This window comes from Oculatella sp. FACHB-28, assembly GCF_014696015.1.
Classification (GTDB): Bacteria; Cyanobacteriota; Cyanobacteriia; order Elainellales; family Elainellaceae; genus JAAUTN01.
The window spans coordinates 57,179-71,817 of the sequence record NZ_JACJPJ010000091.1 but is presented as its reverse complement, the minus strand read 5'-3'; the positions used below and the strand labels follow the sequence as shown (position 1 = coordinate 71,817).

At 47.3% G+C, this 14,639-nt stretch carries 10 protein-coding genes; 8 read left to right on the top strand and 2 right to left on the bottom strand.

Annotated elements, in window-relative coordinates; genetic code table 11:
- Positions 1–19: 19 nt before the first annotated feature.
- Positions 20–2,860, bottom strand: a complete 2,841-nt coding sequence (locus H6F88_RS24425) for an ATP-binding protein (RefSeq protein WP_190645339.1) — start codon at positions 2,858–2,860, stop codon at positions 20–22.
- 483 nt (positions 2,861–3,343) lie between these two features.
- Here H6F88_RS24425 and H6F88_RS24420 point away from each other — a divergent pair, with 483 nt between their 5' ends.
- The 7 genes from H6F88_RS24420 to H6F88_RS24390 all read left to right on the top strand — a co-directional run bounded on the left by H6F88_RS24420 (position 3,344) and on the right by H6F88_RS24390 (position 11,392).
- On the top strand, positions 3,344–4,732 hold the full coding sequence (locus tag H6F88_RS24420) for an ABC transporter substrate-binding protein (protein WP_190645338.1): 1,389 nt from the start codon (positions 3,344–3,346) through the stop codon (positions 4,730–4,732).
- Between the two features lie 90 nt (positions 4,733–4,822).
- The gene (gene urtB, locus H6F88_RS24415) at positions 4,823–5,800 is read left to right on the top strand and encodes an urea ABC transporter permease subunit UrtB (protein WP_190645337.1); all 978 of its coding nucleotides are present in this window, start codon (positions 4,823–4,825) and stop codon (positions 5,798–5,800) included.
- Positions 5,801–5,863: 63 nt separating this feature from the next.
- Entirely contained in the window at positions 5,864–7,051 is a 1,188-nt protein-coding gene (gene urtC / locus H6F88_RS24410) for an urea ABC transporter permease subunit UrtC (protein ID WP_190645336.1), read from the top strand.
- Between the two features lie 45 nt (positions 7,052–7,096).
- Positions 7,097–7,855, top strand: coding sequence for an urea ABC transporter ATP-binding protein UrtD (urtD, locus tag H6F88_RS24405; protein WP_190645335.1), 759 nt, complete (start codon positions 7,097–7,099; stop codon positions 7,853–7,855).
- Positions 7,827–8,546, top strand: coding sequence for an urea ABC transporter ATP-binding subunit UrtE (gene urtE / locus H6F88_RS24400; protein WP_190645334.1), 720 nt, complete (start codon positions 7,827–7,829; stop codon positions 8,544–8,546). The genes urtD and urtE overlap by 29 nt, the downstream gene beginning before the upstream one ends.
- Positions 8,547–9,584: 1,038 nt before the next feature.
- Positions 9,585–10,790 (top strand): formamidase, encoded by a 1,206-nt coding sequence (gene fmdA / locus H6F88_RS24395; protein WP_190645333.1) that lies wholly within the window; start codon positions 9,585–9,587, stop codon positions 10,788–10,790.
- A 344-nt stretch (positions 10,791–11,134) separates the two neighbouring features.
- Positions 11,135–11,392, top strand: a complete 258-nt coding sequence (locus H6F88_RS24390) for a zinc ribbon domain-containing protein (RefSeq protein WP_190645332.1) — start codon at positions 11,135–11,137, stop codon at positions 11,390–11,392.
- A gap of 102 nt (positions 11,393–11,494) precedes the next feature.
- Here the strand turns inward: H6F88_RS24390 and H6F88_RS24385 are convergent, their stop codons facing one another.
- Positions 11,495–12,154 (bottom strand): DUF2834 domain-containing protein, encoded by a 660-nt coding sequence (locus H6F88_RS24385; RefSeq protein WP_199333775.1) that lies wholly within the window; start codon positions 12,152–12,154, stop codon positions 11,495–11,497.
- A 530-nt stretch (positions 12,155–12,684) separates the two neighbouring features.
- On the opposite strand from H6F88_RS24385, the gene H6F88_RS24380 reads away from it, so the two are divergent.
- Positions 12,685–14,637, top strand: coding sequence for a CARDB domain-containing protein (locus tag H6F88_RS24380; RefSeq protein ID WP_190645330.1), 1,953 nt, complete (start codon positions 12,685–12,687; stop codon positions 14,635–14,637).
- The last annotated feature ends 2 nt before the right edge of the window (positions 14,638–14,639 follow it).

Genomic DNA, 14,639 nt, shown 5'->3' with positions numbered 1-14,639 from the left:
TCAACTTGAATTTATGAATCTACACTTCTGTGTTTAATAACTTGATGACAAACTTTGTCCCAATCCCCAGGAGACTTTCGCACTGAATCGTCCCCTTCAGCTTTCGGGTCACCAGGTTGTAGACAATATGTAACCCTAAACCACTCCCGCCCTGTCCTCTTTTTGTGGTGAAAAAGGGTTCGAAGATTTTGCCCAGGTTTTCTGGAGCGATGCCGCTCCCGTCATCTATGTATTCAAGAATTACCTGTTCCTTAGTTTGCTCAAAGCTCAAGATAATCTGTCCAGCTTCGCCAGGTTCGTAGGCGTGCAGCAGGGAATTCATGATCAGGTTAGTGACGATTTGGGAGAAGGCTCCGGGATAGCTTGTGAGGGTAAGATGGCGATCGCCTCTCACCTCAACGTGATGCTTAGTAACCTTCAGCTTGGGGCTAAGCTGCAACAGAATTTCTTCGAGATAGTCTTTGAGGTTAAATACCCGTTTTGACTCACTGGACTGATCTACCGCAACCTGCTTAAAACTATGGATCAGTTCTGCGGCTCGTTCTAGATTTGAGAGCGTCATTCGACTACTCTGTTGGGCTAAATCCAAAAACTTCTCTAGATCCGATCGCTTCATAGTACCGCCTTTGAAGCGTTCTGAGAAAGCGATTGTTTTTTCCATCAGTAGGGAAGCGGCAGTCACACCAACTCCAATCGGGGTGTTAATTTCATGGGCGATTCCAGCAACCAAACCACCTAAGGCTGCCATTTTTTCAGTTTGAATCAATTGTGCTTCAGCTTGTTGCAGATTGTGCAGCGTTTGTTCAAGCTGTTTTGCTTTTTCTTGCAGTTGCGCTTCAGCCAGGTTGCGTTCCTGCACCTCTTGCTGAAGCTGAAGGTTGCGCTCATCCAGTTCTTCTTGCGCCAGTTCGCGGCTTTCCTGCGTTAACACTAGCCACCAAGCTCCGATGCCAATCAGTACCAGGAAGACAGCATACACCTCGATTAGGGTTGCGGTGAGTTGTTGGGCCGCAATGATAGAAATTTGGGGAACAGCGACGTGCTGATAGTAGACCAGCCCCAGACTGATACCCACTAGCCCCGATAGAGATAGGAACAGCGCCAAGTATCTCAGCAGCCTTGCCCCTAAATGCGGCGATAGTTTGGACTGAAATAGCCGCGACCCTTTTGGAGTTTGAACGGTGGTTTGAGGAACGATTTGAGTTGCAGTTTGAGCGTCGAAAGCAGGGTCACTTTTGCTGGGTGCGATCGCTTTACAAGCATCGTGGCAACAGGCATCCAGGGTGCAACAGAGCGAACAAATTGAGTCCTGGTAAATTGGACAAAATGCCATATCCTGCGGCTCATATTCTTGCTCACAGATGCAGCAGTTCAGCGGATGAGTGGTTTCAGAATAAATGTCTGCACGAGCGATGTAATACTTCCCCTTGGTGAGAAAGGCGATCGCTGGAGCCAGCACAAACGCTAAACCTAAGGCAATAAAAGAGGCAAAAGCTTTTGCACCGATTCCAAACACGCCCATGAAAGCAGCCATTGCCACCAGTGAGGCGATCAACATTGACCCCAATCCGACGGGGTTGTAGTCGTGCAGGTGCGCCCGCTTGAACTCAATATAGGGAGGACTCAGACCCAACGGTTTGTTGACCACCAGATCGGCAACTAATGCCCCAACCCAGGCGATCGCCACATTGGAGTAAAGCCCCAAAACTGCCTCTAGCGTCGAAAATACGCCCAACTCCATTAACAGGAGAGCGATCGCCACATTAAACACCAGCCAAACCACGCGACCCGGATGACTATGGGTGAGCCGAGAAAAGAAATTTGACCAGGCCAACGACCCTGCGTAAGCATTCGTGACGTTGATCTTAATTTGCGACAAAATCACAAAAAAGATCGTCACAGCTAGCACTACATCTGGGTTAGAGAAAACATACTCAAACCCGATCCAATACATTTGAGTTGGCTCGTTGGCTTTGGATAGACTGACTCCGTGGGCGATCGCCAAAGATGCCAAAAAAGCGCCGCCCAACTGCTTCGCGCAACCCGTCAGCACCCATCCCGGACCAGCCACTACCACCGCGAGCCACCATTTACGCTTACTCGTTTCCTGCTGGTCGGGCAAAAAGCGCAGATAGTCTACCTGTTCGCCAATTTGGGCAATCAGTGAGACTGCGACAGTCGTAGCCGCTCCAAACAGCAGCGGATCAAAGCCTGCACTACCTGCTTCCCCAGCAAAATGCACCCAGTTTGAAAGTGCTTCTGGCTCCTTGTAAATAATGCAGGCATAGGGCAAAAGCATCAGCGTAAACCAGACCGGCTGACTCCAAAGCTGCAATTGGTTGATCAGCGTCACGCCAAAAAACACAAAAGGAATGATCACCAGAGAGCAAACGATGTAGCCAATCGATAGCGGCAGATGAAAATACAGCTCTAGCGCTTGCGCCATGATGGCTGCTTCTAAAGCAAAGAAAAGAAACGTGAATGAAGCATAGATCAGCGACGTAATCGTTGAGCCGATATAGCCAAATCCAGCCCCTCGCGTCAGCAAATCAATATCAACGCTATATTTTGCGGCATAGTAGGCGATCGGCAGTCCCGTCAAAAAAATGATGACACCAGCGACAATAATTGCCCAAAAGGAATTCGCAAACCCATAGCTGATGACCAGTGACCCACCGATCGCCTCTAATGCCAAGAACGACAACCCACCACTAGCCGTATTCGCGACCAAAATCTCTGACCACTTGCGAAAAGATTTAGGCGCAAACCGCAAAGCATAATCTTCCAGCGTTTCGGTCGCGATCCAAGTATTGTAGTCACGCCTATCTTTAACAATCTTTGTCGTTGCAGGAAGCGGCATAGGAAGACATCAATGATGGACGAGATAAATGGAAGAGACAATCAGTTTAACTACAACCTAACGGAATATAGCTCTCATAACCCATTTTGGAATTTCTGCGTACTCCTGTAGAGGTAAATAGCTAGAGTCAAAATAGCAAGAATGTATCATAGGATACGTTTGCCGTATGGGAATGCCTCTAACATCTGAGACAGGTTTGCTGGAACTCGCTTCAGATAGGACAAGAAGGTTTAAAACTGCAATGGCGGCAGGAAGATTCCTGTTGCTAAAAGTGAGATTCCTATTGCTATTGCGGTAGGGAGCTAATGCTGTTCAAGTCATTCAACGGTAAGTGATTCTAGTCGATGGCTTGCTCTAGTTCCTGCTAGAAGAATTCTCAGTTTGCTGATTTGCCTTAGATTGTCAGATTCGCGAGGTTGCAGTATGGCGCTTCGCACACCGTCAATTCTTTCATCTGGTTAAGTTGTTGTTAAGGAGAACGCAATGGCTGATTCGCGTAGCCCTCTGGTTCGGTTTGGCAGAATAGGCCGCCGTAAGTTTATCAAGTATGGTTCTTTGGCGGTCGGGGCAGGCGTGCTCTCTGCCTGCACTCGTGGCGGCGGAGAAACCACTACCAGTTCTGCTACTGGAACTGGATCTGCTTCTTCAGGAGATGCCATTAAAGTAGGCGTAATGTATTCAACGACTGGCACCATTGCGATCGTTGAGAAGTCTCTGCAAGATGCTACTTTCCTGGCGATCGAGCAGATCAACCAGGGCACAGGACCCTGGCAGGGTAAGCAAGGCGTCGCGGGTAAGCAAATTGAAATGGTTGTGGTCAACCCCGACTCCAACTGGGATTTGTATAACCAGATGTCTAAGCGCCTGATTGATGAAGATCAGGTATCTTGTGTCCTGGGATGTTATACATCAGCCAGCCGTAAATCAGTGCTGCCCGTATTTGAAGAAAAGGACGCCATCCTTTATTACCCGGTTTACTACGAGGGAAATGAGTGTAGCTCTAACGTCTTCTACACCGGAGCCGCACCTAACCAGCAAATCACAGACTCCATTCCCTATTGCTACGAAAACTTTGGACCCAAAGGTTTCTTCATCGGTTCTGACTATATTTACCCTAAAGAAAGCAACCGAATTGCGAAGGCAGAACTGGAAAACCAGGGTGGACAAGTGGTCGGAGATGAATACGCAGCACTAGGAACCACTGAATTTATCACCATCATCAACAAGATCAAACAGGCGAAACCTGACTTTGTCTTGAGTAATTTGGTGGGTGATAGTATTCCCGCATTCTACAGACAGTTTAAGGATGCTGGAATTACCCCCGATCAGATTCCTATCATGGCTTACCCCACGACTGAGGAAGAGATTCAGGCAATGGGGCCCGAGTATGCTGAAGGACACTACAGCAGCTTTAACTACTTCCAAACAGTAGACACGCCTGAGAACAAAGCATTTGTGGAGCAGTTCAAAGCAAAGTTTGGCGACAACCGGGTCACCAACGGCGTAATGGAAGCGGCTTACCTGCAAACCTTCTTTATGGCTCAGGCCATGGAGCAAGTCCTGGAAGCAGGTGAGGAGATCACAACTGCCACCTTGAGAGAAGCAACTCGCGGACAGGAATTTAACGCGCCTCAAGGTAAGGTCAAGATTGATCCCGACAACTATCACACTTACCTCTACTCTCGGATTGGCAGATGGCAAGCAGATGGTCAAGCGGAGATTGTGTTCGCAACTCCTTCTGCAGTGAAGCCGATTCCCTGGAGCCAAGCGCTCTATAAAGGTCGCCTTTGCGTTCACCCTGCTCCCGACGATCGCTCTGACCCAACCCAAGAAACAGGCAATGATCTACCTGTTGAGTATCTAGAAAGTTAGGAGCTTTTAGCTTTTTAAGTTCAAAGCTTTGTCCAGGAAGGCAAAGCTTGAGTTGAGTTGATGTCATAGGCAAGTTGAGGTTTACTGGGAATGCTGGATTTTAATCCAATACAAGCTCACATCTTCTATCTGGCACAAGAAGCGACAGCCGCGACAGATACCGCCGCCGGGGCTAACTTTTACACTTTTGCAAACCAGTTGCTGAATGGCATCGGGATTGTTGGAGTGCTGCTGTTAACCGGACTGGGTTTGGCTATCACATTCGGCGTGATGCGAATCATTAACCTGGCTCATGGTGAGTTCATCATGCTAGGTGCCTATGTGACGTTTCTGATGCAGTCTCTTTTTCAGATGGACTTGCTGCTAACCATTCCCTTTGCCTTCTTGGGAACAGCTCTGATCGGGGCGCTAACTGAGTTGACGGTGATTCGTAGGCTATACGGTCGCCCCCTTGAGACGCTGCTAGCGACCTGGGGGTTGAGTATTGTGATCCAGGGGGTCGTCAAGCTGATCTTCTCGGCGCAACTGAAGTATGTGAAGTCTCCACCTTACATATCTGGAAACCTGTCGGTAATCACGGGACAAGATGGGACACCGCTAGTCTCAATTTCCTATTACCGCATGTTTATTATTGCAGTTGCCCTTCTGATGTTAGGAATCACGCTCTACCTGCTCTACCAAACTCCTCTGGGTCGTCAGGTTAGAGCGGTAGCCCAAAACCGAGAAATGGCAAAGTGCTTGGGTGTGAATACTAGCCTGATCGACTTACTGACTTTTGCTTACGGTTGTGGGCTGGCTGGCATTGCGGGAGCAGTCATTTCTTCGCTTAAGAGTGTTTCTCCACCAATGGGGCAGGATTATCTAGTGGATGCCTGGATGGTCGTGGTGACTGGAGGCGTCGATAAGCTGATTGGAGTGTTGGCAGGGTCGTTCTTGATTGGTGAAGCCAATGCAGCGATCGCCTTTATGCTGAATGATCCGGTTGCCAGGGTGATTGTGTTAGCCGCCGTGATCGTGTTGATTCGCTATCGCCCAGAAGGATTGTTTACCGTACAGAAGCGGGCTTGAGCTTGAGTGGGGGCGATCATTGCGATCGCCCCAAAGTGAATTGGTATTAGTGGAGCCAGACTGATGACGCAGGTTTTGGATGGAGTTCAGCGTTCTACAGTTCCGGTTAAGTTATTTATAACTGCTGGAATCGTATTTCTCATCTTTTTTATTCTGCCATTTCTCGTAGGTGTGTTTCAGACAGCCCTAATCTCTAAGCTGCTGCTGTTTGGGGCACTAGCCATCAGTCTAGATCTGGTATGGGGATTTACAGGGATTTTGAGCTTTGCCCACGGAGTATTCTTCACCTTGGGGGGATATGCCATGGCGTATTACCTGAAGCTCAATCTTGCAGCAGCCAACAACAACTACGGCGGTGAGTTACCCGACTTCATGGTGTGGAACGGACTGGAGCAGTTACCCTGGTTTATTGCTCCGCTCAAGTTTCTTCCCATTGCAATTTTGGCAATGGTATTAGTGCCTGCTGCATTTGCTTACATCATTGGTTGGTTTATCTTTCGCTCCAAGGTCAGCGGCGTATACATCACGATCATTACCTTGGCAATTTCGTCAGCGCTGACTACACTGTTTATTAGTCAGCAGGCCTACACGGGTGGGACAAATGGCATTACTGATGTTGCCATCCTGTCGCTGGCAGGTATTGATATCACTGATATCAACCTCTACTGGGTCATTCTAATTTTCACCACACTGGTGTTAGCCGGAAGCTGGTGGCTAACGAAGTCTAATTTGGGACTTATCCTCCGCTCAATTAATGAGAATGAACGCCGCATTTCCTATTTGGGATATGACGTTGCGAGTTTCAAAATCTTCATCTGGACGCTGTCAGCGGCGATCGCAGGTATTGCCGGAGGACTGTTTGTTCCCCTTAACCGATTCATCTCGCCTGTCTACCTGGCAGTAGCCTTTGGTACTCAGGTGGTGATTTGGGTCGCCATTGGCGGTCGGGGTACACTGGTTGGTCCTCTGATTGCAGCGCTGCTGCTGGGTCAGGTGCAGAATTCCGCAGAGCGAGTCACTCAAGATTGGCAGTTGATCGTTGGGGTGTTGCTACTGGTCGTTGTTTTGTTTTTGCCCAAGGGACTGATGGGCTTAGTGCCAGAGCGCATCGGTTTTAACAAATTGCTTGAATCACCTACTCCCAATCCCTCTGCAGGTTATGTTCGAGCCGGATTGTTAGATTGGTTTACCCCGCTACAGGGAGCACTTAGAAGCATGCAGGGATGGTTCTCCAAGGATCGTGACCGTTAACTTGGGATTGAAAGCCTGGTAAGTGTGGCATTAAAGGATAAAAAGATGAATGCAGTCCTCTCGGTTAAGGATTTGACGGTAATTTTCTCAGGATTCCGCGCCCTTAAAGGCGTCACCTTGGATGTGGGCGATCGCGAGATTGTCACCATCATTGGCCCCAACGGTGCAGGTAAAAGTACTTTACTGGATGCCATTGTAGGGAAGTCTCCTGTTGCTTCGGGACACGTTTATTATCAAGGACACGAAATTACCAACAAAAGGCCTCATGCAATAGCTCGTCTAGGAATCGGGCGTAAGTTTCAAAACCCCAATGTTTATAACGAGTTGACAGTATTTGAAAACATCCTACTCGCGCTCAAAGGTTCTCATGGAATCCTTGCTTCAATCACGGTCAAATTAACCCGTGCTAAGAAGGAGAAAATTGCCTGGGTTCTAGAGCGAATTGGGCTGTTGGATAAAGCCTTTCTCAAGGTTTCTTCGCTGTCTCACGGCCAAAAACAGTGGGTTGAAATTGGCATGGTAATTGCTCAAGATCCTTCCATCATTTTGCTAGATGAGCCGACAGCAGGAATGACCTCGGATGAAACTCATTTGACCGGAGAAATCATTAGAACGATTTCTAAAGATCACTCGGTGGTGGTCATCGAGCATGACATGGATTTCGTCAAGCAAATTGCTCAACGAATTATTGTATTACACCAGGGCGAGAAGCTAGCGGAAGGCTCCGTTACTGAAGTGCAAAATAACTCTAAAGTTGTGGAGGTTTATCTGGGTCGTGAAAAAATCGATATCGCCGCTGCTTGAACTCACGGATGTCACCGCTGGTTACGGGCAAACTCCTGTTCTCCTGGATATCAACATGCAAGTTGACAAGGGCGACATGGTTTGCATTTTGGGACGCAATGGAGTTGGTAAAACCACGCTCCTACGCAGCATTATCGGCTTGAACAAGGTCAACAAAGGCAGCATCATTTTTGATGCGGATGACATTACAAAAACTCCGACCTATAAGCGTAGCCGCTACGGAATTGCCTACATTCCCCAAGGACGGGAGATTATTCCCTACCTGACGGTGCTAGACAATCTCAAACTCGGTTTGACTGCTAATCGAAACAAAAAAACTGCCAATCTTTTGGAGGAAGTATTTGAGTTCTTCCCTATGTTGAAGCAGCATCTTAAGCGTCAGGGAGGTCTTTTGAGCGGTGGTCAACAACAACAGTTAGCGATCGCCAGAGGACTTATGTCTGACCCACAAATGATCTTGCTCGATGAGCCAACCGAAGGGATTCAACCCTCTATTGTCCAAGAAATTGAGGCAACTCTGAGGAGAATCAACTCCGAGAAGGAGATTACCGTCATGGTTGTTGAGCAAAAGATTGATTTTGCGAAACAGCTTGCTCAACGGTTTTTCATGATGGAAAAAGGGGCTGTAGTGGCTCAAGGTAACACCAAGGAACTGGACGAGACACTAGTGCATCGTTACCTAGCGGTTTAACTCTTCGCTGACTCATTTGCTCAATTTGTTAGCTGGGCGATCGCTAGAGTTACACCTCTGGCAGTGTATGGAATAGTCTGCTGTAGTAGTGCGGCAAGTCTAAAGCGTTGGATTCCGCTCTGCTCCACCCAACCTACGCAGATTACAGATGGTAGAACTGTAGGTTGGGTGAAGCGCAGCGGAACCCAACACATTCTCGACATGCTAGTAGTAGGCTAGTTGTCCTATTGAAACTAAGTCGCAGCATTTTTCTTGAAGATAATAAGTCCGAAATAAAGCACATGGCAGATAGAGAGTTTCGGGCAATTATCATCTATTTGGAGACACTTTGCCGGAGGTAGAATTAATTCGGTTGATACACCATTCATTGACAAATCTGTGAAAGAACTTCTGGCTAGCTAATCCTTTCTCATACAGCAAATTAATAGATGAAATTAAACGTGGCAGATAGTTTTTTCAACATCTAGAAATCATTGCTTAAGTGTTTTATCTCAGTAAAGCTTTTGTCTCAAATACGACAGCTTTTACACTTATTCCATTATTTAATATTTTGATAAGCAGCAACTTCAAATGAGCTGCAAGATATTTATCTCAAAAGTATTTCTCTTCCTTTAACTCACCCCCGCAAAGCAATTAAACTTACTTAAATCTCATCCTAAAGCCTTACTTTAGTGGCATAGTAGCGTAGCTTGGGTGAAGCAAAGCGTAACCCAACTGAATTTGAGCAAGCATTAGGTTTCACGTTTTTCTATCCAAATTACACTAAGAGATCTGTTAGCTAGTTAGCTCATCTCTAGTTTATTTCTGAAAATAGTTCATAAATATCCAGATGAAACTTGAAACTAAAAAACTGTTTCAAGAAAAGCTTTTATTGGCTAAGTAGAGGGCTTTCTTAATACATTCATTTGTTTTTATAGCATCAAAATTTTGTCTAAAAAACCTTTGTTTTAAACCTTTGAAACAATAAATAGGTGTGTTATTGTTCATACATTCATTGTGACTCTCTAAAGTTAATTCAGTGAAGTAAAGGAGTGTTCCATGCCTGAAGTTTTATTTAAGGTTGATCTCACTAAACCGATGGATCAACAGGAGTTACCTGGACATAACCGCTGGCATCCTGATATTCCGGCTGTTGTTTCAGTGAATCCTGGTGATGTTTTTAGAATTGAGTGTAAGGATTGGACAGACGGGCAAATCAAAAATAATGACAGCCCAGATGACATTCGAGATGTTGATTTGACTGTTGTTCACGTGCTGAGTGGACCAATCTGGGTCAATGGTGCTGAGCCAGGAGATATTTTGGTCGTTGACCTGCTCGACATTGGCGCTTTGCAAGGTGATGAGTGGGGCTTCACAGGTATCTTTGATAAGAAGAATGGTGGCGGATTTCTAACTGACCATTATCCCAATCCAGCAAAAGCAATTTGGGATCTTCAAGGAATTTATACCTCTTCTCGCCATATTCCAGGAGTTAAGTTTGCAGGAATTACTCACCCTGGTTTGATTGGCTGCGCGCCTTCCCATGAACTGTTGTCAACCTGGAATAAGCGAGAAACAGAACTAGTGAATACGGCTCCCGATCTGCGTACTTATGGCGCAGGACTTTCGGGAGATCAGCCCGTTTTAGCAGCGTTGCCTAATCCTACTAATGCAATCTTGGGACAGTTGCCTGCTTCTGAGTACGATCGCGTTGCTGCTGAGGGAGCCAGAACGGTTCCACCTCGCGAACATGGTGGCAACTGTGATATCAAGAACCTATCCAAAGGAACGCGGATTTACTTCCCGGTTTATGTGGAGGGTGCCAAATTATCGATGGGCGATATTCATTTCTCTCAGGGAGATGGAGAAATCTCTTTCTGTGGGGCGATCGAAATGTCAGGTTATATCGACCTGCATGTTGATATCATCAAGGGCGGCATGGAAAAGTACAGCATGGTTAACCCCATCTTTAAGCCCGGTCCTGTAGAGCCTCGTTATTCTGAATATCTGGTGTTCGAAGGGATTTCTGTAGATGAGTTTACGGGCAAGCAGCATTATATGGATGTCCATATTGCCTATCGTCGAGCCTGCTTGAATGCGATCGAATACTTAAAGAAATTTGGCTACACGGGCGAGCAAGCTTATCTGCTACTTAGTTGTGCGCCTGTTGAAGGTCGCGTTAGCGGGATTGTTGATATTCCCAATGCTTGCTGTACGTTAGCAATTCCCACCGAGATCTTTGACCAAAACATCTTGCCGACCTGACACAGCCCTAAATCGGTTGTAAGACGAGCGGGTTTTGGTGTTGCACATTTAACGAATGATTTTCGTAGGGGCACGGCAATGCCGTGCCCCTACGGTGGGCGATTCGCATGTTAGGAATTTCCGCATCATTCTCAATTTGTGCAATGTCGAATTTTGAATACGCATTGCCTCCAACAATTCAAGTTTGGAGGCAATGCATTTACACATGATTGATATTTCAAGCGATTAGACTTTCTGCCTAAATCAATTTTTGAGGCATGAATGGTAGCGCGGTGTCTCACTACCACTCACCCAGGAAGTCTATTGGATAGTTGCAAAAGACCACCGTAAAGAGGTTTTGACCTATGCCCCTGTATGAGTTTCGCTGTGAGGAGTGCGGGCTGTTTGATGAATGGCGTGCTATGTCAGAGTGTAATGCTCCGGCTTCTTGCCCTTCTTGCCAACAGCCTGGACGACGAGTTTTTTCTGCCCCTATGCTGCTTTCTGGCTCTTTGCGGCTCAAGCGTGAAAATCCAGAGCCGCAGTTAGTGAAGCGACAAGAACCAAAACCTTCTAAGGTTAAAGATCACAAGGGAGGACGACCTTGGATGATTAGCCACTGATGTTTGAATGAATTACCCTGCTGATACTTTGCTAGAAATACTAGGGGCCGTTCGCGGCCCCTACAGGAATTTGTGATTTATTCAGGTAGAGATTGCTGTAGGTTACTGGAACTGTGTGTCGGTGATGCGTGTGGGACTAGAAACGGTTTTTTGTAGGGGAGATCGCCAACAGAGATAAAATAAGGGACCAAACAGAGGCACCAGTGCCACCGCCCAAAAAACAGCACGATTAGAAATGCCTCGTCGTGCCATATCGTCGTCAAACAGGGAAGTAATCGGAAAAACCAGGCACATCAGACAAAAATCAAGAGAAATAAGATGGACAAAGTGGCGGGTTTGGAACTGCTGTACGAAGTCTGCCCAATCTCCAACGATGAGCGCGTAGGCAATGAGGGCGATCGCCGTGAAAAGCAACATAACGCCTGTTGATCTTCGTTCTAACCAGGCTAACCACTTGTCCATCGTGCCGTTAAAAGTTTGGTTGCGCTGACGCAACAGCAGGTAAGGTAATAGGCAAATGACTCCTGTGAAGTTTGAGCCAATAAAATAAGGCCAGACGCGGAAGGGTTGCATTCGACCATCGACCAACATCAAACTGGCATAGATGAGCGGCCAGACCCCCATTAACCAGAAGATCGATAGCAGATAGGCATTAATTTCTCCCCAGCGAAACGTAATCAATCGATATCCCACGTCCCAAGTGTAGGAGCGATCGAGGGGGGCAAGCCACACTGTATAGGCAACAAAACTTATCCAGATCATCCAAAGTACAGCTTTCCTAACCATATGCTGTTTTTTTACGTTGTCCGCCCCCTCCAGTATCTATCCAACTCAATGGATGGAACTCTATCTGTAGAGTAGCTTCAGCGCATCCTCTGTGGACGCTTTCGTACCGACATACTGGTGCAGCGATCGCCCTTTTAAAAGCAGGAAGAACTAGGCGATCGCACTTCCGGATTGGTATTTCTCGAAGAATAGTGCGCATCTGCAAAAAGGATGATTTTTAATCATTCATATAGTAGGAAGATCTATTTAGGGTGTAGTACTAGTCGTAGAAACAAATTTTGTATTCAGATTGCTGCTTGAGCGATCACGCACTTTGTGGGGTGTAGTATTGGTCTCGAGCGTTTTCGTATGAGCAAAATTCGTCCAAAAGCGTTCAATCGTATGGGTTTATATTGATTCGCCTTAGAATTCTTAAGAGATTTTAAAAGATAGAGAAACTGTTCCGTTCTGACAGTGGACCTTATGTAGAACCGACTTATTGCCTCTTATCAACAAAGAGATTTTTTATGAAGAGTTTTGATGACTTGCTCTCCTCTAGCACGTCTGGTTTACCTACACTTGAACCAGGAGAAAACTTCTTAACAGGTTCTCGCACAGGCTTAAACCATGCTACTGAACCTAGCGCTTTGTTTACCCCACTGAGTGATTTTAGTCATAAACACTCATCGTCTTCGAGCCTAAAAGCTACTCCACGAGACGAAGTTATTTTTAACCAACAGGTTGAAATAGGAACTTTTGCCAGTGACGTTCAAACTTTAGGAATCACCGGGAATGCATCCACTTCAACGGTGGTTAATGGTAGAAGTATAGCTGCACTTAGGCAGGGAGCAAACAAGGCAGGAAAAGACTCCTTAACTGGCATGGCGACTGACAGTGCCTTGCTGAGCAGGGATAGTAACCTCACAGTCCGGGGCAGAAGTGACAGCCTAGCGGCAGCAGTCCGACTTCCAGATCTAGTCGGCACGATTGAGCGAGTGATCATGCCCAGAACGATTGACCCGAAGAAAAAGGACGATAAAGGGCAAATTAAGGTCGATATTACAAATCGGGGTAGCTTGAGAGCCAGAGGTTTCCTGAACGTCAGTATCTATGCCTCACCTGACCCTGTGCTGAGTGCGAGTGACCAGCTTTTAGATCAGGTAAGCCGGGGGAATGTTCAAATCCAACCCAACAATACCCGCAAGTTTACTTTCGATTTCACGAATCCTGCCGGGGTTGCGCCGGGAGCCTATTATCTGATTGTCAATATTGATCCAACGGGTAGGATCGCCGAGAGCAACGAAACCAACAATGCTGCAAACAAACGGGTTTCTGCAAACGGAACTGACGTAGTGCTGGACTGGAACGCCACGCTGTTGAATGCGATCGTCACCGAGAGGTCATCTCCTCCAAGCGCATCACGGAGTATGGCAGTTCTCCATACTGCTATTTATGATGCGGTCACGGCCAACTCAACTCGAACTGTGTCGCGTGAAGCTGCGGTCGCAGGTGCAGCGCATCAGATTCTAATCAATCTCTATCCCAATCAGACCGCTATATTGAATGAACAACTGACTATGTCTTTGGCAGAAATTGCCAATGGTGCGGCTGAAACGAACGGCATAGCTCTAGGTCGCTCTGTTGCAGATGCAGTGTTAGCAGCGCGACGCAATGATGGTTCAGCAGTCCCAAGTTCCTACATTCCCGGAACAGCACCTGGGAGATGGCAGCCCACGCTACCCGGCAACCAGCCCGCTTTACTGCCCCACTGGGGTAATGTTACACCCTTTGTGATGAGGAGCGGTTCCCAGTTCCGTCCAGAGGGGCCGCCTGCACTAAGTAGTGCTGAATGGGCCGCAGAATTCAACGAGGTCAAGACGTTAGGTGGCGTTAACAGTACTGTTCGTACTGCGGAACAAACTGAGATTGCTAACTTTTGGGCTGATGGCGCGGGCACGTTTACCCCACCCGGTCACTGGAACCTAGTCGCTGAACAGCTTTCAGTGGTTAGAAGAAATACCTTAGTAGAGAATGCTCGCTTGTTTGCCATGCTCAATGTTGCAGAGGCTGATGCGGGTATTGCCGCCTGGGATGCTAAATATATCTATGATCTCTGGCGGCCGATCACAGCTATCCGTCTAGCGGATCAAGATGGCAATCCTAATACGGTTGCTGATCCAACTTGGACTCCGTTGGTCATAACACCCCCATTCCCTGAATATGTGTCGGGGCACAGTACCTACAGTGGTGCTGCGTCTACCGTGCTTGCGTCTTTCTTTGGCGAGAATACTCAGTTTGAGACCACTTCCATTGGATTGCCGGGTGTAGTTCGCTCTTATAGCAGCTTCTCGCAGGCAGCAGACGAAGCGGGGATGAGTCGAGTCTATGGCGGCATTCACTTCCAGTCTGGCAATCAGGATGGTTTAGTCATGGGTAGAGCGTTGGGCAGATACGTGGTTGAGCGATACGCTGTGACTTAGGG

What these genes read in the sequence shown, in the direction of transcription:
- H6F88_RS24420 (WP_190645338.1), top strand. Translation starts at nt 3,344, where the DNA reads ATGGCTGATTCGCGTAGCCCTCTGGTTCGGTTTGGCAGAATAGGCCGC.
- H6F88_RS24390 (WP_190645332.1), top strand. Translation starts at nt 11,135, where the DNA reads ATGCCCCTGTATGAGTTTCGCTGTGAGGAGTGCGGGCTGTTTGATGAA.
- urtB (WP_190645337.1), top strand. Translation starts at nt 4,823, where the DNA reads ATGCTGGATTTTAATCCAATACAAGCTCACATCTTCTATCTGGCACAA.
- H6F88_RS24380 (WP_190645330.1), top strand. Translation starts at nt 12,685, where the DNA reads ATGAAGAGTTTTGATGACTTGCTCTCCTCTAGCACGTCTGGTTTACCT.
- urtC (WP_190645336.1), top strand. Translation starts at nt 5,864, where the DNA reads ATGACGCAGGTTTTGGATGGAGTTCAGCGTTCTACAGTTCCGGTTAAG.
- fmdA (WP_190645333.1), top strand. Translation starts at nt 9,585, where the DNA reads ATGCCTGAAGTTTTATTTAAGGTTGATCTCACTAAACCGATGGATCAA.
- H6F88_RS24425 (WP_190645339.1), bottom strand. Translation starts at nt 2,860, where the DNA reads ATGCCGCTTCCTGCAACGACAAAGATTGTTAAAGATAGGCGTGACTAC.
- urtD (WP_190645335.1), top strand. Translation starts at nt 7,097, where the DNA reads ATGAATGCAGTCCTCTCGGTTAAGGATTTGACGGTAATTTTCTCAGGA.
- H6F88_RS24385 (WP_199333775.1), bottom strand. Translation starts at nt 12,154, where the DNA reads ATGATCTGGATAAGTTTTGTTGCCTATACAGTGTGGCTTGCCCCCCTC.